Origin of the sequence: Nonomuraea antimicrobica (assembly GCF_039536965.1) — a bacterium.
Taxonomy (GTDB): Bacteria; Actinomycetota; Actinomycetes; order Streptosporangiales; family Streptosporangiaceae; genus Nonomuraea; species Nonomuraea antimicrobica.
Map to the genome: position 1 here is coordinate 132354 of NZ_BAAAZP010000090.1, position 21294 is coordinate 153647.

A 21294-nucleotide genomic window follows, 5' to 3' on the forward strand; every position below is an offset into this window, starting at 1 on the left:
CAGGTGCAGAGTTCGAGACGGGATGGGCAACGACTGTGATCCGCTGGCGTGATCCACGGGTGCCGCCGGCCGCCGCGGCGGCCACGGGCGCGGTGGCCTTCGCCGCCGTCCTCGCGGCAGGGGCCCCGGCCGCGATCACCGGTGCGGTCGCCGGAGGGCTCGCGGCGCTGATCGCCGCCGCCTCCCTGCTGGTCGCCTCGGTGCAGCAGGCCGCGCATCGCCCCACTGGCACGGCCGCGCGCTGGATGGGCGGCGGCGCCGTCATCTGGGCCGCCGGGGTGACGCTGCGGCCGTTCGCCGAGGGTTTCGCGGTCAGCTTCGCGGACATGTTCGTCCTGCTCGGCGCGGTGGTCACGGCCGGCGGGGCGCTGATCGCCGCCGACCGCAGGTTCCCGGTCGGGGCAGCATTACGGCAGATCACCGACGCCTACCTGTGCGCCGCCTCGCTGTTCCTGATCGGTTGGGTGGTGGCCCTGCGACAGGTCTACACCGACGGCGGCGACCCGGCCGGGTTCACCCTGGCCGTGGCGCCGCCGATGATCGCGTTGCTGGTGATGTGCGCCGTGCTCCCGTCGGTGCTCACCAGCAGGTCCACGTCCTGGCTGCTCGGCCTGGCCGGGGTGGGCGTGCTGGCCACCATGACCGTGGCGGGGCTGGGATCGGCCGTGGCCCGGCTGGTCGGCGCCGAGCCGCAGCTCTGGAGCGTGATGCTCGCGCCCGTCGCCTTCCTGCTGCTGGCCGCCGTTCCGTGGGTGCCGCGGGTCAGGCAGGCGGGCCGGCCCGCCGTGGGCCACGTGGTCTCGCTCATACCGCTGGCCCTGGTCGCCGTGGCCGCCTGCACGCTGCTGGCCCACCAGGCCGGCGGGCGCGCGGGGAGCCCGGTCGCCGGGATCGTGGTGCTCTCGGTCTCCGTGGTGCTGCTCCTGCTGGTGCGCCTGTTCGTGGTCTCGGCCGCCAACGTCCGCCTGCGCGGCCTGGTCAAGCTGGGCGAGCGCCAGCTCAGGGAGCTGGCGGAGAGCACCGGCGACGTGGTGTTCACCTGCGACTACGAGGGCGTCGTCCGCGAGATCGGCGCCGGCGTCCAGGCGACGTACGGCTACCGCGCCGACGAGCTGGTGGGCGGCTCGATCTTCGACTACATCCACCCGGAAGACGTGCCGAGCATCCAGGTCGCCCTGCGCGCCCTGAATCTCGACGAGGAGCCCTCGGCGCCCGGCGCCTGCCTGATCGCCTGCCGCGTACGCGCGGCCGACGGCACCTGGCGCCCCACCGAGTCGGTGGCCACCCGCCAGGTCGGCGGCGACGACCTGATGCTCGTGACGACCAGAGACATCAGCGACGAGGAGGCGCTGCGCAACCAGGTCGCCCACCTGACCTTCCACGACGGCGTCACCGGCCTGCCCAACCGCGCCTATTTCGAGGAGCGCACCAGGGAGGTGCTCGCGGGGCGCACGTCGGGCCAGGGCGCGGCCAACGTGGCGGTGATCTTCCTCGATCTCGACGGGTTCACCTCGGTCAACGACTCGGTCGGGCACGCCAGCGGCGACTACCTGCTCGGCCAGGCGGCCCGCCGGCTGCGCGGGGCCGTACGCGCCGACGACACCCTGGCCCGCTGGGGCGGCGACGAGTTCGCGGTGCTGGTGGAGACCGGCGGCGAGGCGCAGGTCGCGGTCGACCTGGCCGAGCGGCTGCTCGGCGCGGTCTCGCAGGAGCCCTTCCGGGTCGCCGACCGCGACGTGGCGCTGACCGCCAGCGTGGGCGTGGCCTTCACCGAGGAGGACACGCCGGCCGGCGACCTCATGCGTAACGCCGATGTCGCAATGGCGCGCTCCAAAGAGCTGGGCGGGCGGCGCGTGGAGGTGTTCGCCGCGCAGATGCACGCCGACGTGCTGCGCCGCCTGGAGCTGGCGGCCGACCTGCAGCGGGCGCTGATCGAGCAGCAGTTCGCCATCGAGTACCAGCCGGTGGTCGACCTGGCCACGTCGCGGGTGACCGCGGTCGAGGCGCTGGTGCGGTGGTGGCGCGGGTCGGTGTTCGTGCCGCCGGAGGAGTTCCTCGGCCCGGCGGAGGACACCGGGCTGATCGTGCCGCTGAGCGAGTGGATCCTGCGCGAGTCGTGCCGTGAGGTGGCCGCCTGGCGGGCCTCGTCCTGGGACATCGGGCTGTCGCTGAACCTGTCGGCCCGCCAGATCATGGCGCCCAGGTTCGTCGAGTCCGTGGAGGGCGCGCTGGCCGAGAGCGGGCTGCCCGCCTCCGCGCTCACCCTGGAGGTGATCGAGGAGATGCTCGTCGAGGACGCAGAAGAGACGATCAAGCGGCTGGCCGAGCTGCGGGCGCTCGGGGTGCGGCTGGCCATCGACGACTTCGGCACCGGCTACGCCTCGCTGGCGTTCCTCAGGCAGCTCCCCGTCGACATGATCAAGATCGACCCGTCGTTCGTGTCCGGGCTCGGCAACGACGACACGCTCACCCTGCTCACCCGCACGATCGTGCGACTGGGTCACGACCTGGGGCTTATCGTGGTTGCTGAGGGGATCGAGCGTCCCGAGCAGCTCGAACTGCTGAAGCGGATGGGCTGCACGCGGGGGCAGGGTTTCCTGGTGGCGCGGCCGATGGCGGCCCGCGGAGTCGACTCGCTGATGCGTACGAGTCTCACTGTTTGAGACATGTGTCCACGAAGTTGGCACCGGGGCGTTCGGAGCGGCTATGGTATAGGTCATGCTTCGCAGTGAGATTCTCGTAGTACTTCGCCGGCGCGCAGGCCGATAGCGAAGCACGACGACCTGCGCGCCGCCCCAGACCCGCCGCCCGGTGGGACGGGGCCTTTTTTATGTCCTTAAGCGAGTAGCCACGCAAGGAACGAGCCGATGACCGAACGGATGACAGGTGCACAGGCCCTGGTCAGGGCGCTGGAGCACGTTGGAGTCGACACAGTGTTCGGGATCCCGGGCGGTGCCATTCTGCCGGCCTACGATCCTCTCTACGACTCGACCAAGGTCCGGCACGTGCTCGTACGGCACGAGCAGGGTGCGGGGCACGCGGCCGAGGGCTACGCGCAGGCCACGGGCAGGGTCGGGGTGTGCATGGCGACCAGCGGCCCCGGCGCCACGAACCTGGTGACCCCGATTGCCGACGCGTTCATGGACTCCGTGCCGATGGTGGCGATCACGGGGCAGGTGGCCGCCCCGATGATCGGCACCGACGCCTTCCAGGAGGCCGACATCTCCGGCATCACCATGCCGATCACGAAGCACAACTTCCTGGTCACCGATGCCGCCGACATCGCCCGTACGATCATGGAGGCGTTCCACATCGCCTCCACCGGCCGTCCGGGGCCGGTCCTGGTGGACATCTCGAAGGACGCGCTGCAGTCGGAGACCACGTTCAGTTGGCCGCCCACCATGCAGCTCCCGGGCTACCGCCCGGTCACCCGGCCGCACTCCAAGCAGATCCGCGAGGCCGCCAAGCTGATCGCCGAGTCCCGGCGGCCGGTCCTGTACGTCGGCGGCGGCGTCCACAAGGCCCGCGCCTCGGCCGAGCTGCTGCAACTGGCCGAGCTGACCAACATCCCGGTCATCACCACCCTGATGGCGCGCGGCACGTTCCCCGACAGCCACCCCCAGCACATGGGGATGCCCGGCATGCACGGCAGTGTCGCGGCCGTCGGCGCGCTGCAGCAGTCCGACCTGATCATCGGGCTGGGCGTGCGGTTCGACGACCGGGTGACGGGAAACCTGGCGTCGTTCGCGCCGCACGCGAAGATCGTGCACGCCGACATCGACCCGGCGGAGATCTCCAAGAACCGCCACGCCGACGTGCCGATCGTGGGCGACTGCAAAGAGGTCATCGGCGACCTCATCACCGTCATCCAGGCGTCCGGCCAGAAGGGCGACTACGCCGACTGGTGGACCGTGCTCAACGGCTACAAGCAGACCTACCCGCTGGGCTACGAGGTGTTCGAGGACGGCTCGCTGGCCCCGCAGTACGTCATGGAGCGGCTGAGCGCGATCGCCGGCCCCGACGCCTACTACGTGGCCGGGGTCGGGCAGCACCAGATGTGGGCCGCCCAGTTCATCGGCTACGAGAGGCCGGGCACGTTCATCAACTCCGGCGGCCTGGGCACGATGGGCTTCGCCGTCCCGGCCGCGATGGGCGCGAAGATGGGCCGCCCCGAGGCCACCGTGTGGGCCATCGACGGCGACGGCTGCTTCCAGATGACCAACCAGGAGCTGGCGACGTGCGCGCTGGAGGGCGTGCCGGTCAAGATCGCCGTGATCAACAACGGTAACCTCGGCATGGTCCGCCAGTGGCAGACGCTCTTCTACGACAAGCGCTACTCCAACACCGACCTGCAGACGACGCGCCGCATCCCGGACTTCGTCAAGCTGGCCGAAGCCTACGGTTGTGTGGGCCTGCGGTGCGAGCGTCCCGAAGACGTTGACGCCGTGATCGAGAAGGCCATGGAGATCAACGACGTGCCCGTCGTGGTCGACTTCGTCGTCCACCAGGACGCCATGGTCTGGCCCATGGTCGCGGCGGGCACCAGCAACGACGACATCAAGATCGCCCGTGACATGGCGCCGAAGTGGGAGAACGACGATGAGTAGACACACGCTGTCCGTGCTTGTCGAGAACAAGCCGGGTGTCCTTGCGCGCGTGTCGGCGCTGTTCAGCCGCAGGGGGTTCAACATCGACTCCCTGGCCGTCGGGCCCACCGAGCACGACGACATCTCCCGCATGACCATCGTGGTCAGCGTCGAGGAGCTGCCGCTGGAGCAGGTCACCAAGCAGCTCAACAAGCTGGTGAACGTGCTCAAGATCGTCGAGCTGGACCCGTCCCAGTCCGTGCAGCGCGAGCTGACGCTGATCAAGGTCAAGGCCGACGCCGAGAGCCGTTCGCACGTGCTGGAGCTCGTCCAGCTCTTCCGCGCCCGCTGCGTCGACGTGGCGGCCGACGCCGTGACCATCGAGGTCACCGGCACTCCCGACAAGCTCGACGCGTTCGTGAAGGTTCTCGAGCCGTTCGGGATCAAAGAACTCGTCCAATCGGGCATGGTGGCCATCGGCCGCGGCGCCCGCTCCATCACCGACCGGTCCCTCAGGGCACTGGACCGTACCGCCTGAAAGGTTTCTGCAAGTGACCGAGATCTACTACGACGACCAGGCCGACCTGTCGATCATCCAGGGACGCCACGTGGCCGTGCTGGGGTACGGCAGCCAGGGCCACGCCCACGCGCTCTCCCTGCGTGACTCCGGCGTGGACGTGCGCGTCGGCCTGCCCGAGGGCTCCAAGAGCCGCGAGAAGGCCGAGAACGACGGCCTGCGCGTGGTCACCCCGGCCGAGGCGGTCGAAGAGGCCAACCTCACGATGATCCTGGCGCCCGACCACATCCAGCGCCACCTGTACGCCGAGCACGTGGCTCCCAACCTGGTCGAGGGCGACGCGCTCTTCTTCGGCCACGGCCTGAACATCCGCTACGGCCTCATCGAGGCCCCCGAGGGCGTCGACGTGTGCATGGTCGCCCCCAAGGGCCCCGGCCACCTCGTGCGCCGCCAGTTCGAGGCCGGGCGCGGCGTGCCGTGTCTCGTGGCCGTGGAGAAGGACGCCTCGGGCAAGGCGCTCGACCTGGCGCTCTCGTACGCCAAGGGCATCGGCGGCACCCGCGCCGGCGCGCTGCGCACCACGTTCAAGGAGGAGACGGAGACCGACCTGTTCGGCGAGCAGGCCGTGCTGTGCGGCGGCGTCTCCGAGCTGATCAAGGCGGGCTTCGACACGCTCATCGAGGCCGGCTACCAGCCCGAGGTCGCCTACTTCGAGTGCCTGCACGAGATGAAGCTCATCGTCGACCTCATGTACGAGGGCGGCATCTCCAAGATGTACTGGTCGGTCTCCGACACGGCCGAGTACGGCGGCTACACCCGCGGCCCGCGCGTCATCACCGACGAGACCCGCCAGGAGATGCGCCGCATCCTCGGCGAGATCCAGGACGGCACCTTCGCCCAGCAGCTCGTCGATGAGTTCGACGGCGGTCAGAAGGAGTTCAAGCGCCACCGCGCCGAGCTGTCCGAGGACGCGATCGAGAAGACGGGTGCCAAGCTGCGCCCGATGATGAGCTGGCTCAAGGGCTGATCCGGTTACGCGACGGGCGGGGGTTTCCTCCGCCCGTCGCGGCTTTTCCGAGTGGACAGTTCCCGTCCCCGGCTCGTGGCGGCCGCGTGCCCTGCGTTTTTGCGCTGAGTTCTCCCGACGCCGCCGGTCACTTTCCGTTGTCGCGCATCACCCGCTGCTATCTTCGGTGAATCATCTGGCGAGAATGGCGAGGGCGCGTTGAGGAATTTCGTACGGCTTGCTGTGGTCACCGCGGTCGGCTGCTGCGCATTGCTGGCTCCGAGCGGCGCGTCGGCCGCCACACCACCCGTCGGCAGTTCTCTGCTCACCCGGCTGGTCGGCGCGGACCTCGGCACCCTGATCAGCACGCTGCCCAGCGTGTTCTGCGGCAACCGCCTGATCGCCTACAACTCGCCGTCGCCCAACTCCCCGGTCACGTGCATCAACGGCCCGAACAACAGCGGAAACTCCACCAACAGCGGGAACTACCACAATGAAGGACACCCGATCAACAGCGGTAACTTCTCGAACGCCAACGGTTCCATCAACAGCTCCAACACCATCGACGGCGGCAACTTCGCGAACGGCCCTCAATCCCCCTAGGCACGGTGACCGGCGATGAGCGGCTTGCGGGGAAGCGTCGGAACGGCCGCGGCGTGCCTCGGCCTGATGGTGCCGGCCGGAATACCGGCGGCACCGGCCGGGGCCGCGGTGCACGCTGTCCGGGCCGGATCCCCGAAGGACAGCGGCAATTCGTGGAAGAGCGGCAATTACCTCGGCAGGGGCCGCGCGGTGAACAGCGGCAACTTCGAGAACGCGAACGGCGCCGTGAAATCCAACATCACCTACAGCGGCGCCAACTACGCCAACGGCCCCCAGTGCGTCTTCGGGCGGAAGGTCACCGTCAAGAAGAGCTGCTGGCCCGCCTGGCGTTGGCGGAAGTGACCACGCAACGGCCGATCTTTCCTCCGGCCCGTCGGCAGGCGGGCAACCGGCCACGGTGTATTCTGGCGCGCTAGTCAAAGTTGAGTAGGTGGGGTGGGCAAGTGTCGGCGATCCGGTTGCTGGTCCTGGGCGCGGTACGACGGCACGGCCGGGCCCACGGCTACCAGGTGCGCAACGACCTGGAGTTCTGGGGAGCGGACGAGTGGTCCAACACCAAGCCGGGCTCGATCTACCACGCGCTGAAGCAGATGGCCAGGCAGGGGCTGCTGCACGCGTACGACGTCGCGCCGAGCACGGCCGGCGGCCCGCCGCGCACCGAGTACGAGGTCACCGAGGCGGGCACGGCCGAGTACTTCGCGTTGCTGCGCGCGGCGCTGACCACGCACGACCAGCTCGACCTGCTGTCGGCGGGCCTCGGTTTCATGGCGGACCTGTCGCGCGCGGAGGTCGTCGCCCTTCTGCGGCGGCGGCTGGCGAACCTGCGGGGCTGGCGTGAGACGGTCACCGGCTCGACCGAGGGGCAGGAGCTGGGGCACATCGGGGAGATCATGCGCCTGTGGGTGCACTCGGCGCAGTCCGGTGCGGAATGGACGGCGGGGCTGATCGAACGCATCGAGGGCGGCGCGTACGCCTTCGCCGGCGAGGACGGCGACCCCTTCGCCGGGGTGCTCGCCGCGGAGTGAACCCGGCCACGGCCTTCTCGTGCAGGGAACCACCCCCGGAGCCTGAGTCGCCTGTCCGCGAAGTGAGTCCGGTGTTCGCTCGCGAAGATCCGGGACCCACCCCCCAAGCCCTGGGCCGCCTGTCCGCGGAGTGAGTCCGGTCACGGTCTGCTCGCCGAAGGCTGGGGAGAGCTATGGTTTTCATATGTCAGAAATTCCTTTCACGTGTCAGAGAGGGCATCATGACGATGAAGGCCATCCGCTACCACGCCTACGGCCCGCCCGAGGTCATCGAGCTGCGGGAGGTGCCGAGGCCCGAGGCCGGTGACGGTGAGGTGCTCGTCCGCGTACGCGCCGCGGCGGTCAACCCCGGCGACTGGCACCTGCTGCGGGGCAGCCCGTACCTCCTGCGCGCGGTGTCCGGGCCGACCCGGCCGAAGGCCCACGGGCTGGGCGCGGACTTCGCGGGGAGGGTCGAGGCCGTGGGCGCGGGCGTGACGCGGTTCGGGCCCGGCGACGAGGTGTACGGCTGCGCCCCGGGCTCGTTCGCCGAATACGTCACCGTCCGCGCCGACGGCCCGGTGTCGGCCAAACCGGCCGGGCTGACGTACGAGCAGGCGGCGGCCGTGCCCACCTCGGGGCTGACCGCCCTTCAGGCCCTGCGCGACAAGGGGCGGGTCGGGGCGGGTCATAGGGTGCTGGTCAACGGGGCGGCCGGCGGGATCGGCACGTTCGCGGTGCAACTGGCCAAGGCGTACGGCGCCGAGGTGACCGGCGTCTGCGGCAGCGCGAACGTGGACCTGGTGCGCTCGATCGGCGCGGACCACGTCGTCGACCACACCAAGGCGGACTTCACCCGCACCGGCCGCCGCTACCACCTCATCCTCGACAACGTGGGCAACCGCTCGCTGTCCGACTGCAGGCGCGCGCTCACCCCCGACGGGGCCTTCATCCCCAACAGCGGCTCCGGCGGACGCTGGGTGGGCCCCATGGGCCGCATCATCGCGGTGAACGTCCTGTCGTGGTTCGTCCGCCACCGGTTCTTCACCTTCGTCACCCGCGAGAACGCCGCCGACCTCGCCACCCTGGCGGGCCTGGTCGAGGCGGGCGACCTCACGCCGGTCATCGACCGCGTCCATCCGCTGGAGGAGGTCCCCCAGGCCATCGGCTATCTCGAACGCGGCCACGCCAGGGGCAAGGTCGTCGTCACCGTCCAGCCCGGCTGAGAATCCGTCAGGACGCCGTGGCGGCTCGACCGGCCCGTGAACCGTGATAATAATACCGGTATAGTTATCGGCATGCGGGAGGGGTTGTGATCGAGATCAAGACGGCCGGCGAGATCGCCGCCATGCGGGAGTCGGGGAAGGTCGTGGCCGCGGTCCAGGCCGCGGTCCGGCAGGAGGCGGCCGTCGGGGTGTCGCTGAAGCGCCTCGACGAGGTGGCCAGGACGGTCATCGCGGAGGCAGGGGCGGGGGCGTCGTTCCTGGGCTACCACCCGTCGTTCGGCGCGATGCCGTACCCGGGGGTGATCTGCACCTCGGTGAACGGGGTCATGCTGCACGGGCTGCCCACGCCGTACCGGCTGCGCGACGGTGACCTGATCAGCGTGGACTGCGGCGCGTACGTCGACGGGTGGCACGCCGACGGCACCGTCAGCTTCACCGTCGGGCAGCCCCGGGCCGAGGACCTCAAGCTGATCAGGGTCGCGGAGGAGACGCTCGCGGCGGGCATCGAGGCGGCGCGGCCCGACGGCCGGATGGGTGACATCGGGCACGCCATGTCCACGGTCGGTCGCGGCGCCGGCTACGGCATGCAGAACGACTTCGGCGGCCACGGCATCGGCCGGGCCATGCACGAGTCGCCGTTCGTGCCCAACGAGGCCCGTCCTGGGCGCGGCATCCGGCTGCGGCCGGGGCTGGTGATCGCGATCGAGCCCAGCCTGATGGCCGGCGGGCACGATCGCTACTACATGGACTCCGACGGCTGGTCGGTGTGCTCGGGCGACGGGAGCAGGAGCGTGCACGTCGAGCACACCGTGGCCATCACCGAGGACGGCCCGGTCATCCTCACCCTGCCGTAGATCCGCTTCGCAAAGGGTGACGATTTCGTACATCAACCCGCAAACCGGGCGGCGATTTGCGGGCACCTCACGGTCATGAGGTGGTCAGGAATGGATCTTCCAGGCTTCAGCCGCTGACACCTACTCGTCAAGTAGGACGATCTTCGTTACCTGTTTGGCCAGACGCCGTGTTCAAGCAGGTCAAGAGCAAAAATGTGGGTGTTTGTCGAACTTGGGCGGGGGGCAGATCTTCCTCCGAACGCTACGGAGAGTAGTCGAGAGGTATCAGGGGGAAACACTATGTACAGACAAGGACTCGTCCTGGCCGGGCTCGTCGGCGGGATGGTCATGTTCGGGGGCTCCGCGCTCGCTGCGTCACCCAGCGTCACGGCCGAGTCCGCTCAGGCCCGCATCCTTCCCGGCCCGAACCATGGGCACGACGACAAGAAGGAGTGGGACTTCGGCGAGTGGAACAACTTCGGCGAGGACAACGACATCCTCGACCTGGACCTCCTGAACCAGCTCCTCAAGTCCGTGCTGAGCGGCTGACGAGAACGTACTAAGGGGCCCGCCCTGAGGGCGGGCCCCTTCGCCGTGTTCTGGGGCCCGATCGCCCGGGTGACTTGCCTCTGACACCGTGTCATGGCCTTGCATCGGGTCCATGTTCGCCTACATCGGATCAGGACCGTACTGCTACGCCAACTCCCTGGCCATGATGCTCGGCCCGGCCGCCCCGGCGCCCGGGGTGATCGAGACGCTGACGGGGTCGCCGTTCGGGATGCAGCTCATCGGGGGCGCGGAGCCGTACTTCGACCCCTACGGCTGGGACCCCGAACTCGGGCTAGACGCGGCCGTCGAGCTGCTCGGCTGGGGGTGCGAGCGCACTCACGGCGGCACGCCGGAGGAGGCACTCGAACGGCTGCGCGCCGCTCCCGGCCCCGCGCTGGCCGGGCCGGTGGACATGGCGCTGCTGCCGTACCTGTCCGGGGTGAGCGGTGACCACTACGTGGTGGTGCTCGCGGTGGAGGACGGCACCGTCGTGGTGCACGATCCGCACGGCCATCCGTACGCCACGCTGCCCGCCGCCGCGTTCCTGGCCGCCTGGCGGGGGGAGGCGGTGGCCTACCTCGACACGTCCTATGTGCTGAGAACCGGGTTCGCGCGGGTCCGGGAGACCTCCGTGCCGGAGGCGTTGCGCGCCTCGCTGCCGGGTGCCGTCCGGTGGCTGGCGGGCCGCGACGATCTGCCGGTGCCTCCGGGCACCCTGGGCGGTGCCGCGGCGGCGTTGCGCCTGGCCGAACTGGTGGAGGGCGGACTGGACGACGGGGTACGCGGGTTGCTCGTGCACTTCGGCGTGCGGGTGGGCGCCCGGCGGGCGGCCGACGCGGCCACGTGCTTGGAGAGCCTCGGGCTGAAGGAGGCCGCGGACGCCGCCGCCCGGCAGGCCCGCGTGCTCGGCGGGCTGCAACATCCGCTGGTCACGGGCGACGACGCGGCCGTGGCTGCCGGGCTGCGCCGGCTCGCCCCAGGCTACGACGGGTTGCGCGCCGCGCTCGGCCGCTGACCGGCCCCGCCGGTGGCGAGGTGAGAAGTGCGGACCCGGCCGCGGTCCTGTGTGCGGGGGGAGGCGCGGCCGGGTCCGCTCGGAGGGGAGCGTGCGGGTGGTGCCTCAGCGGGCGGCGAAGTCCTGCGTCCAGACCCGGCCCCTGGCGTCGTGACCGACCCCGATGTGGGTGTAGGAGCAGTTCATGATGTTGGCCCGGTGACCGGGACTGTCGAGCCAGCGGCGGACGACGGCGGCGGCGCTGGGACCGCCTTCGGCGATGTTCTCGGCGGCCCGGCTGAAGACGAAGCCGGTCGCCCTGATGCGCTGGGCGAACGTGCGGCCGTCGAGCGAGTCGTGCGAGAAGTAGTCGTTGCGCGCCATGTCGGCCGAGTGGCGCTCGGCGGCGAGGTGCAACTTGGCGTCGTGGGTGAGAGGGCGGCAGCCCTGCCTGGCCCTGGCCTCGTTGGTGAGCCTGACGACCGCCGTCTCGGCGGCCGAGGCGAAGCCGGCGCTCGAGGCTGCGCGAGCGCACGACAGGTTCGCCGAGCCCGACTGGTCCTCGCGGCCCTGCGAGTCGAGGGCGACCACGTAGTAGCGGCGCGAGGTGGCGGTGCAGTCGGCGTTCGCGGTGATGCGGCCGTTGCCGATGAGCTTGGAGCCGCTCTTGACGACCTGGTCGGTGCCCGGCACTGCGACCTGGATGCGGACGCGGAGGCGGGCCTGGTCGGCGCAGCCCGCTCGGGCCACGGTGCCGCGTATCTTGCCCTGGGAGACGTACGGCTTGAGCGCGAGCACGCGGCACGCCTGGGCGGTGGTGGGACGGGTGGTGGTCGGGCGGGTGGTGGTCGGGCGGGCGGTGGTCGGTCGGGCGACGGCCGGCTCGCTGGAGGCCGCGACGGGCGCGGGCAAGCTGAATGCCGCGAGACTCCCGAGGCAGGCGATCGCCTGGAGCTGTCTGCGCATTTTTGGTCCTCCGATTGAGGCTCGACAATGCGTCGAACCCGCATTCTGGTCGCCTGAAGTCGGCTTTGTCCGGAAATTGGGGGCCGAACTTGGAGCTCCAAGTGGCCGAACCGTAATACAAGCCGCTCTGGACCCGGTAACCATAGCGGCCCCTGTGGCTGAGCGCCTCAGTTGGCGGGAATCGCCAGCTCTGTCCGACGGCTGCGAGTCCTCCTGCAAGGGAGGACGAGCCTGATCGTGTTCCGCCTGGCGCGCCCCGGCGCATCGCTGCCGCGGTGAAGGCGCAGTACCAGGCCGGGCGCCGCCGTACCCCGACCTGGATCTCGGAGAATCCCCGATCCGGCGTGGCGTCCCGCCAGTACTCCAACCAAGTGGACGGTTCCGGCTCCCGCTGGCCTGCGGCATTGAGATCCACGTGGACCAGCCGGCAACCGTGGATCGCCGGAGCGATCAGCGGCACGCCGGACCTCTCGAAGCCGCGGACTTCGAACCAGGCCAGGATCTGCGGCTTGTACTGCGCCGCGCGCCAGGATCCGAGGGGCACGACTACGGTCAGGGCCACCGCCCACCAGCGCAGGGGCACCATGAACGACCACGCCGACAGGGCGAAACCAACCGCACCACCGACCACGTGGACAGGAGCGACAAGGGCCGGTAGAGGGCCGAACAGCTCCGGCACCGGCACCAGCACCGCGAGGGCACCAATGAGCAACCAAGTCGCCGAGCCCCCGATAAGACCGACCGCGCCCCAAATCGACAGCCCAGCCAGCCGCGCGCCCACCGTGCCCAGGATTATCGCCAGGAGGAATATGGCCGGCGGGAGAACGGTCTCATCGAGCTCTTCCCCCTGCATACCCACCCAGATGGTGGCCATGGTGGGGATAATGCCCGTCACCAACCCGATGAGGGCTGCCGTGTCGAGTGCACATCCGCCAACTGAAGCGCTCAGTCGCAGCCCCCTGGGCGTCAGGGGGCCGCTGGACCGTTCAGCGTCTCGTCAGCACTTGACCATCTATGTGGTCGTCAACACTATGTCGTCAGCATTGGGCGGGCTTGAGCCATGAGCACTCTAGGTCGCCGCCGCTCGGTGCGCCGTCCGTGGCGCGGAGCTGGGCGGTGTCGCCCGCGGCCGCCGTACGGGAGAACTGGGCGAGGCGTACGGCGATCTTGTCCTCGATGTCCTTCGGCGAGGCCGACAGGTACTGGTTGAGCATGATCGAGAAGATCAGCGGCTCACCGTCGGCGCTCGTGACGTAGCCGGACAGCGACGTGACCCCGGTCAGCGAGCCCGTCTTGGCGTGCACGTTGTCCGCCGCCGGAGTGCCGCGCATGCGGCTGCGCAGCGTGCCGCCGGTGAACCGGTCGGCGTTCCCCGCGATGGGCAGGGACTCGTACCAGGTCGGGAACCACGGCTTGCCGCGTACGGCCGACAGGAGCTGCACGATCGAGCCCGGCGAGAACCCGTCGCGCCGCGAGAGCCCCGAGCCGTCCCGCAGGTTGAGCACCTGCACGCCGTTCGCCCTGGCGAAGTCGGTGCTGACCTTGAGCCCGGCCGCCCACGTGCCCTGGTTCGCGACCTTGCGGCCCATGGCCTTGGTGAGGATCTCGGCGTGGATGTTGTTGCTCAGCTTCATGAACGGCACCAGCAGCTCGCCCAGCGTCATCGACTCGTGCTCGGCCAGCTCCTTGGCGCCGGCCGGGGTCGCGCCGACGACGGTCGGGCCGAGCACCTTGACGCCGTGCCTGTCCAGCGCCTTGCGGAACAGCGACGAGACGTACGCGGTGGGGTCGTCCACGGCCACCCACTCCTGGTACGGCTCCGCCACCGTGCCGGTGATCACCACCGTACGCGTGCCGTGCTGCCGCTCGATGAGCACGTCGGTCTCGGAGCCCACCGTGGCCTTGTTGACGATCTTCAGGTAGTCGGTCGCGGGGGTGGTGGACACCTTGACCGCGTCCCCGTCGGCCGACACGGCGACGACCACCGAGCCGGCGTCGTAGTCCCGGTCGGGGGAGGCGGTCAGGGCGGAGATCGGCGCTGCGTAATAGGCGGTCTCGTCGTCCCAGGCCCAGTCGTTGCCGAGCCGCTGCGTGTCGAACCACGTGTCGTCGGCCACCAGTTTGCCGGTCACGACCTTGATGCCCGCGGCGGCGACCTCGGCGGCCAGCGCGTCGTAGTCCTCGGCCAGCATGGTGGGGTCGCCGGTGCCACGCAGCACCAGGTCTCCGGCCAGCGCCGAGCCCGCCTTGCGGCCGGTGTTCAGCACGGTGGTGGGGAAGCGGTAGTCGAGGCCGAGCGTCTCCGCCGCCGCCGCCGAGGTGAACAGCTTGGTGTTGGAGGCGGGGATGAGGAGCTTGCCGGCGTCGGTGGCGTACAGTTGCTCGCCGGTCGTGGCGCTCTTGACCACGACGCCCGCGCGGGCGATGGTGAGGCGCGAGTCGCTGAGGATCTGGTTGAGGTCCTGGGTCAGGTCGGCCACGCCGGTGGAGGGGTCGAGCGCGATGGCGGGGCTGGAGGGTCCGGACGCCCACGCGAGGGCCGCGACGAGCGCGCCCGCGACGAGGGAGGCTGAGGTGCGCCGCATGGGGTCTCCAAGTGACTGGGGGATCGCATGAGAGCATGGATCAGCACAGTCAGCCTGTAATCCGCAAATATCCGTATTTATCGGCTATTGAGAGGTTCGTCAGGACGACGGCTGCTGCGATGTCACCAGGAACCCGCAGTCGCCGAACGAGATCTCGTCGCCCGACTTCACCCGCGCCGGCCCCACCAGCCGCCACCCGTTGAGCCGGGTGCCGTTGAGCGAGCCGAGATCGACCAGCATCCACCCGCCGTCGCCCTCGCGGCGCAGCTCGGCGTGCACCCGGGAGACCGTCAGGTCGGACAGGACGAGGTCGCAGGCCGACCCGCGGCCCACCACGTAACGCAGCCGGTCGTCGTCGGGCAGCGCGAGGCCCGGCAGCCGCGGACGCCGCCAGGCCGACTGGAGCTTGGTGGTGAACTCCGACACCGAGGAGACGGCGTCGGCCACCCGCTGCCGGAACGTCGCCCGTCGCGGCAGGTCGGCCACGAGTTCGTCGAGCTCATCCCGGTTGCGGGCGCGCAGCGCCTGGTCCACCCGGCCGACGAAGGTGTCGTGGGAGATCCGGCCCTCCACGGCGCGGTCCCTGAGCTCGTCGATCGCGCGGTCGCGTTCCCCGTCTGAGGCACGAAAGGGCGGAAGCGTGGAGCTCATGTAGCGAGTATCGGCCCGAACCTCGGCCCCTGTCCAGAATACGCGGATCAGTTGCGATAGACATACTCGGTATGCATACTCCGTATTCATGGTGATCAGTATCGGGCCACCCGCGTTGCCGAACGCCGGATCGCGGCCCGGCCGCAGGGCCGTCCCCGAGGAGAAGATCCGATGACAGTGGTGGAGCTGCGGGAGGTCACCCGCGAGCACGGCCGGGCGCACGCGCTGCGGGGCGTGAGCCTGGAGGTGGCGGCGGGCGAACTGGTCGCGGTCATGGGCCCATCGGGCTCCGGCAAGTCCACCCTGCTCAACCTGGCGGGCGGCCTCGACCGGCCGACCTCGGGCAGCGTGACGATCGAGGGCGAGGACCTCGCCGGGGTGCGGGACCTGGCCGCGCTCAGGCGCACCAGCGTCGGGTACGTCTTCCAGGACCTGAACCTCATCCCGTCCCTGACCGCCGCCGAGAACGTGATGCTGCCCAGGGAGCTCCACGGCGTACGCGCCCGGCGGGCCCGCGCGGAGGCGCTGGCCGTCCTGGCGGAGGTGGGCGCGGCGGAGGTCGCGGGCCGGCTCCCCGAGGAGTTGTCGGGCGGGCAGCGCCAGCGCGTGGCCATCGCCAGGGCGCTGGTGGGCGAGCGGCGGCTGCTGCTGGCCGACGAGCCGACCGGCGCGCTCGACACCGCCACCGGCGACGAGATCCTGCAACTCCTGCGCGCCCGAGGTGACGCGGGCGCGGCCGTGCTGCTGGTGACCCACGAGCCCCGCTACGCCGCCTGGGCCGACCGCGTGGTCTACCTGCGCGACGGCCTGATCGCGGAGGCGGGCTCCGTACGGCTGGAGAGCGCCAGATGAGCGCGCTGCGCGCCGCCCTGCGCATCTCCCGCAGGGACGCCCTCCGCTCCAAGGGCCGCAGCGCCCTGATCATGGTGATGATCGGCCTGCCCGTCCTGGTCATCTCGGCTGTGCTCACGCAGGTCGCCAGCACGGACCTGTCGCCACGCGAGGAGGTGCCGCACCGCCTCGGGTCGGTCGCCGACGCGGCCGTCTACACCCAGTCGCTCCGGCTCCCGGTCGCGCAGGACCCCGCGGGCAGGTTCGGCTGGCAGAGCCCGAGCGCCGCGCCGCCCGCCGGGCTGTGGCCGACCTCCGAGGTCGCCGCGCTGACCGGCGGCCGGCTGCTGCCGTTCTACGCCTGGTCCACCGAGGTCCGTCTCTTCGACGGCTTCGACCGCGTGGACCTGCTGGAGGTCGACCTGCGCGACCCGCTCGCCACGGGTCTCAGGACGCTCGCCGAGGGCCGGCTCCCCGCCACGCTCCAGGAGGTCGTGGTCACGCCCGCGCTGCTCGACCGGGGCGTACGCGTGGGCGGCACGATCGAGGTCACCCGCCGCGCCGCCCCGAAGCGCGTGGTGGGCGTCGTCGAGCACCCGACCAGGCCAGGCATCCAGGAGGTGGCGGGCCTGTACGGCTCGGTGCGGCCGGACAAGACCGACCCGCAGGGCTCCGGCTGGCTCGTCGACACCCCGGCCCCGGTCACCTGGGAGGAAGTGCACCGGCTGAACCAGGCCGGCCTGCGCGTGGCCTCCCGCGCCGTGATCGACGGCCCGCGCATGGAGGCACACGACCTCGGCCCCCGCTCCGAAGAACAGTGGCGCTGGACGGCCATCGGCGTGCTGCTCGTCGTCACGGAGACGGTCCTGCTGGCCGGGCCCGCGTTCGCCGTGGGGTTGCGGCGGCGCGGCAGAGAGCTGGCCACGATCGCCGCCCAGGGCGGTTCGCCCGCTCACCTGCGCACGATCGTGCTGGCCGACGGGCTGGTGCTCGGTGGCGTGGCGGCCTTGACCGCAGGCGCTCTGGGCGTCGGCGCAGGGCTGGCAGTGGAGCAGGTCCTGGCCCGGCTGCTGGATTGGACGAGCAGCCTGGAGGTGCCGTGGGCCGAGGTGCTGGCCACCACCGCGCTCGGGCTGCTCAGCGCGGTGGTGGCGGCAGTGGCCCCGGCCGTGCGGGCGGCCCGGCAGCACCCCGCCCAGGTGCTCGCCGGCCGGCCCGCCGAGATCCGTGACCGCGCGGGCGCTCAGATCCTCTGGCCCGTGCTCGGGCTCGTGCTCGTGGTGCTGGGGGTGGTCGCGATGCTCACCCTGGGAACCAGGGACGCCCTGGTGGTGGTGGCCTCGGCCACGGTGGTGCTGTTCGGGATGATCGCGCTGACGCCCTGGGTCGTACGCCGTACCGGCGGGCTGGCCGCGCGACTGCCGCTGCCGGCGCGTCTGTCGGTCCGCGACGGCGCCCGCCACGGCATCCGTACGACCTCGGCGGTGGCGGCCGTCATGGCGGCCACCATGGGCGCGATCACCGTCGGCATCGCCTACAACAGCGTGTACGCCATGTACCTGGACATCAACCGGACCGAGGTCCCCGACGACACGTTGATCGTGCACGCCCCCGACATCGACGACCGGGCCTGGTCGAACGTACGAGCGGTGGCCCAGGAGAGGCTTCCTAGAGTGAGCCTGGTCACCGGGCTGGAGACCGTGGACGACAAGGGGCGGAGCCTGGTCGTCACCGTCGATCGGGAAGAAACGATGTGCTCTGACGGTTGCGAGCACTTCGGGCCGCTCTCCTACGAGGCGGCCGTCGGCGACTCCCGGCTGCTCGCCCAGTTCCAGGGCAGGCGGGACCCGCGGTCGCAGGCGGCGCTCACCGAGGGCAAGGCCGTGGCCTTCGACTCCCGGCTGGTCAGGGACGGAGAGATCCAGGTACGCGTGCATAGCCTGGAGGGCGACAGGGTGGCCACGTTCCGCGTGCCCGCCGTGGCGGCCCAGGGCGTCCAGCCCCACCAGGGCGGTGCGGTCCTGCCCGCCTCGGCGTTGACCGGGGCCGGGTTGAGGACGGCCGAGCGGCGGATCTACGCCTCGCACGCGCAGGCCGACGTGCGGCGTTTCGAGCGGGACCTGCAGGCGGTGGCCCGCCCCGCCCGCGCCTGGCTGGTCGACTTCGAGGACAGCTACACCAGTCTCCTCCTCGTCATGAACGCGACTCTGGCGGGGGCCCTGGTCCTGGTGCTCGGCGGTACGTTCGCCGCCACCGGGCTCGCCGTCGCCGACATGCGCCGCGACCTCGACACCCTCTCGGCCGTGGGCGGACGCCCGCTGACCCGCAGGCTGGTGGTGGCGGCGCAGGCCGGCTACGTCGCGGGGCTCGGGGCCTTCATGGGCCTGGCGGGCGGCGCGGTCGCCGGGTACGCGCTGTCCGTGCCGCTGCGGGGGATACGGGGGATGAGCGGCGGGCCGGAGGTCGGGGTGCCATGGGCGTCCGTGGCCGTGGTGGTGGGCCTGCCGCTGCTGGCGGCCCTGCTCGCGGGGCTGTTCACTCGGACGCGGACGGAACCGGTCCGGCGGGTGGCCTGAGCCGGTACTTGAGCGTCATCAGCACCGACGCGAAGATGATCAGCGCAGGGACCGTGGTCTGCCCGATGAGGACCGCGGTCACCGCGCTGTCCGGCTGCTGGACCGGCCGGCTCGGCTCCGACTCGATGAAGCCGCCGATCGACAGGATCACCCCGAAGATCAGCGCGCCGAACGAGCTGACCCCGCTCTCGATGGCCGTCCACAGGCCGGTCAGCACGCCCGCGCGCCGCTTGCCCGTCTTGGCCGCGTCCGCCGCGATCACGTCCGCGAGCATCGAGAACTGCAGGAGCTGTACACCCGCGTACCCCACGCCCACCAGCAGAATCGTGCCGTGCGCCCACACCGGGCCGAACAGCGGCGTGGCCATGGCGGCCGTCGTGCCGCCGCTGAGCAGCGCCGTGGCCAGGATCATCGCGCCGCGCTTGTCGAGGCGCCTGGCCAGCCGCACCCACAGCGGCATCGTCAGCAGCATGGGGCCGACCAGCGCGGCGAACAGCGTCTGCGTGGCCCCGGACGAGCCGAGCGTGTACGTCGCGAAGTAGGGCGCCGCGGCCAGCATCATGCTGACGGCCAGCATCTGCGTGCAGGCCAGTACCGTCAGCCACAGGAACGCCGAGTTCCCCTTGATCGCGGCGAACTGCTCGCGCCACCCGCCGCGATCCGCCTCGGGAGCTCCGGTCATGGGGGCGCGGGCGGTGCCGAAGAACGAGCCGAGCATGGCGACGAGCATGATGACCGTGATGGTGAGCGCCATCAGCCGGTAGCTGTCCAGCGTGCCGTGCTCGCCGTCGCTGTTGGCGATGGCCGGGGCGAGCACGCCGCTGATGGCGGTGGCCGCGCCGATGAACACCATCCGCCACTGCAACAGCGACGTACGCTCGTGGTAGTCGTGCGTCATCTCTCCGGGCATCGCCTTGTACGGCACCTCGAACAACGCGTACGCCGTCGCCGTGGCCAGGAAGCAGAGCGCCACGTACAGGGCGGCCGGCACCCCGGTCAGCGGCGGCCCCGCGAAGACCAGGAAGAACGCGACCGGCAGCGTGCACGCCCCGGCCAGCATCCATGGGCGGCGCGGCCCCCAGCGCGAGACGGTCCGGTCCGACCAGCGGCCGACCAGCGGATTGACGACCAGGTCCCAGACCTTGGGCGCGGTCACCACCACGCCCGCCAGCCACGCGGGCACGGCCAGGAAGTTCGTCATGTAGAACAGCAGGAGCAGGCCGGGCACGGCGGTGACGGTGGCCGTGCAGAACGAACCCACTCCATAGCCGAGGCGCACGCCCTTCGGGACGGTGGTCGCGCTCACCGCCGGTGTGATCATGCCCATCATTGAAGCCGAGCGAGAGCTTGTTCGGCAGGGCCCACTTTTCGCGGGCCCTGCCCCAAGCCGCCGTCCCGGGTCGTCGTCGCCGCCCTCAGTCGCCAACGTCGGCAGTCACTAACGTCGGCAGTCGGTCACGTCGGCAGTCGCTAACGTCGGCAGTCGGTCACGTCGGCTAGTCGTTCACGTCGGCGCACACCACGTGCGCGCCGATCTCGATCATCCGGCGTTCGCTGCGCGCGTCGGCGACCCTGGCCATGAGGATCGGCGCCCCCGAGGCGGCGAACTGCGGCAGCCGGGCGCGTACCAGGCGGTGCAGGTCGCGTACGACGTCCTCGGCGGCGGACATGTGCACCTTCACGTGCAGCATGATCCCTGTGGCCCCCGACGCCGTACGGGCCTCGGAGATCCAGACGTGGTGCACCAGCGGGAAATCCATGAGCAGGTACGCGATCGCCTGCCGCAGCGCGGGCAGGATCGGGTGCGCGCAACGCCGGTAGCCCGGGTCCACCTGCTGCATGGGCCCCGACAGGTGCGGCCTGGGCGCGGGCACCCACGGCAGCGAGGGGGCCTCCGGGGTGGGCGGCGCCACCTGGGCCAGCGCGGCACCGCGCGACACGGTGGCCATGGCACCCGTGGCGTAGGCGGCGGGAGCCGCCCCCGACAGCACGGGCGTCGGCCCCGTTCGCGACGCGGTGCGGAAACGCTGCAGATCCTCGATGGGCACGGCCGCGGCGGCTGGTCCGGCCGCGTCGATCACGATCTCGCGCACCCCGGTGACGCGCTGGATGTCCAGGATGGTGTCGGCGTCGCACGCCGAGAGGGAATGAGTGCCACGGTGCCTGGCGTAGGTGGCGGGGCTGGTGTATCCGAGCAGGACACGGTCACCGACCTGGGTCGTGCCCAGGACGACGGAACGATCTGTTCGCACTGCCACCAGGACCCCACCGTCGGCAAGTGCGCTCAGCAGGCGGTGCGGAGTGCCATGCTGAGCGAGCACGTCGGCAAGCGCAGGATTCCCGATGCTCATAGGACGAACCATAGGT

At 70.8% G+C, this 21294-nt stretch carries 18 protein-coding genes; 13 read left to right on the forward strand and 5 right to left on the reverse strand.

The window, feature by feature from the left end:
* The first annotated feature begins 35 nt into the window (after positions 1 to 35).
* From ABD844_RS24605 to ABD844_RS24655, 11 genes are all read left to right on the forward strand, one after another.
* Positions 36 to 2663 (forward strand): EAL domain-containing protein, encoded by a 2628-nt coding sequence (locus ABD844_RS24605; RefSeq protein ID WP_344882350.1) that lies wholly within the window; start codon positions 36 to 38, stop codon positions 2661 to 2663.
* A gap of 204 nt (positions 2664 to 2867) precedes the next feature.
* Positions 2868 to 4607, forward strand: coding sequence for an acetolactate synthase large subunit (locus tag ABD844_RS24610; RefSeq protein ID WP_344882353.1), 1740 nt, complete (start codon positions 2868 to 2870; stop codon positions 4605 to 4607).
* Positions 4600 to 5124: an acetolactate synthase small subunit gene (gene ilvN, locus ABD844_RS24615; protein ID WP_344882356.1), complete on the forward strand. Its 525-nt coding sequence runs from the start codon at positions 4600 to 4602 to the stop codon at positions 5122 to 5124. Before ABD844_RS24610 ends, ilvN begins: the two co-directional genes overlap by 8 nt.
* 22 nt (positions 5125 to 5146) lie before the next feature.
* Complete coding sequence (ilvC, locus tag ABD844_RS24620; RefSeq protein WP_344882571.1) at positions 5147 to 6130, forward strand: ketol-acid reductoisomerase; 984 nt, start codon at positions 5147 to 5149, stop codon at positions 6128 to 6130.
* A 222-nt stretch (positions 6131 to 6352) separates the two neighbouring features.
* The gene (locus tag ABD844_RS24625; RefSeq protein ID WP_344882359.1) at positions 6353 to 6712 is read left to right on the forward strand and encodes a hypothetical protein; all 360 of its coding nucleotides are present in this window, start codon (positions 6353 to 6355) and stop codon (positions 6710 to 6712) included.
* A 15-nt stretch (positions 6713 to 6727) separates the two neighbouring features.
* Complete coding sequence (locus ABD844_RS24630; protein WP_344882362.1) at positions 6728 to 7054, forward strand: hypothetical protein; 327 nt, start codon at positions 6728 to 6730, stop codon at positions 7052 to 7054.
* 101 nt (positions 7055 to 7155) lie between these two features.
* On the forward strand, positions 7156 to 7737 hold the full coding sequence (locus tag ABD844_RS24635) for a PadR family transcriptional regulator (RefSeq protein ID WP_344882365.1): 582 nt from the start codon (positions 7156 to 7158) through the stop codon (positions 7735 to 7737).
* Positions 7738 to 7958: 221 nt separating this feature from the next.
* Complete coding sequence (locus ABD844_RS24640; RefSeq protein WP_344882368.1) at positions 7959 to 8942, forward strand: NAD(P)-dependent alcohol dehydrogenase; 984 nt, start codon at positions 7959 to 7961, stop codon at positions 8940 to 8942.
* Between the two features lie 86 nt (positions 8943 to 9028).
* Positions 9029 to 9796 carry a type I methionyl aminopeptidase gene (map, locus tag ABD844_RS24645; protein ID WP_344882371.1) on the forward strand — a complete coding sequence of 256 codons (768 nt, stop codon included), beginning with the start codon at positions 9029 to 9031 and terminating at the stop codon, positions 9794 to 9796.
* 279 nt (positions 9797 to 10075) lie between these two features.
* Positions 10076 to 10324 (forward strand): hypothetical protein, encoded by a 249-nt coding sequence (locus ABD844_RS24650; protein ID WP_344882374.1) that lies wholly within the window; start codon positions 10076 to 10078, stop codon positions 10322 to 10324.
* Between the two features lie 112 nt (positions 10325 to 10436).
* On the forward strand, positions 10437 to 11339 hold the full coding sequence (locus ABD844_RS24655) for a cysteine peptidase family C39 domain-containing protein (protein WP_344882377.1): 903 nt from the start codon (positions 10437 to 10439) through the stop codon (positions 11337 to 11339).
* Between the two features lie 105 nt (positions 11340 to 11444).
* Here the strand turns inward: ABD844_RS24655 and ABD844_RS24660 are convergent, their stop codons facing one another.
* The 3 genes from ABD844_RS24660 to ABD844_RS24670 all read right to left on the reverse strand — a co-directional run bounded on the left by ABD844_RS24660 (position 11445) and on the right by ABD844_RS24670 (position 15520).
* Positions 11445 to 12284 carry a CAP domain-containing protein gene (locus ABD844_RS24660; protein WP_344882380.1) on the reverse strand — a complete coding sequence of 280 codons (840 nt, stop codon included), beginning with the start codon at positions 12282 to 12284 and terminating at the stop codon, positions 11445 to 11447.
* Between the two features lie 1037 nt (positions 12285 to 13321).
* The gene (gene dacB / locus ABD844_RS24665; RefSeq protein ID WP_344882383.1) at positions 13322 to 14869 is read right to left on the reverse strand and encodes a D-alanyl-D-alanine carboxypeptidase/D-alanyl-D-alanine endopeptidase; all 1548 of its coding nucleotides are present in this window, start codon (positions 14867 to 14869) and stop codon (positions 13322 to 13324) included.
* A gap of 99 nt (positions 14870 to 14968) precedes the next feature.
* On the reverse strand, positions 14969 to 15520 hold the full coding sequence (locus tag ABD844_RS24670; protein ID WP_344882386.1) for an FHA domain-containing protein: 552 nt from the start codon (positions 15518 to 15520) through the stop codon (positions 14969 to 14971).
* Between the two features lie 171 nt (positions 15521 to 15691).
* Here ABD844_RS24670 and ABD844_RS24675 point away from each other — a divergent pair, with 171 nt between their 5' ends.
* Together ABD844_RS24675 and ABD844_RS24680 are read left to right on the forward strand one after the other, a co-directional pair.
* On the forward strand, positions 15692 to 16372 hold the full coding sequence (locus ABD844_RS24675; protein WP_344882388.1) for an ABC transporter ATP-binding protein: 681 nt from the start codon (positions 15692 to 15694) through the stop codon (positions 16370 to 16372).
* A complete protein-coding gene (locus tag ABD844_RS24680; RefSeq protein WP_344882390.1) occupies positions 16369 to 18927 on the forward strand; it encodes an FtsX-like permease family protein in 2559 nt (852 codons plus the stop codon). The genes ABD844_RS24675 and ABD844_RS24680 overlap by 4 nt, the downstream gene beginning before the upstream one ends.
* Here ABD844_RS24680 and ABD844_RS24685 read toward each other — a convergent pair.
* Both ABD844_RS24685 and ABD844_RS24690 read right to left on the reverse strand, forming a co-directional pair.
* Positions 18887 to 20248 (reverse strand): MFS transporter, encoded by a 1362-nt coding sequence (locus ABD844_RS24685; RefSeq protein ID WP_344882392.1) that lies wholly within the window; start codon positions 20246 to 20248, stop codon positions 18887 to 18889. The two genes, ABD844_RS24680 and ABD844_RS24685, sit on opposite strands and share 41 nt — an antisense overlap.
* A gap of 175 nt (positions 20249 to 20423) precedes the next feature.
* Positions 20424 to 21278: a hypothetical protein gene (locus ABD844_RS24690; RefSeq protein ID WP_344882394.1), complete on the reverse strand. Its 855-nt coding sequence runs from the start codon at positions 21276 to 21278 to the stop codon at positions 20424 to 20426.
* Positions 21279 to 21294 lie beyond the last annotated feature (16 nt).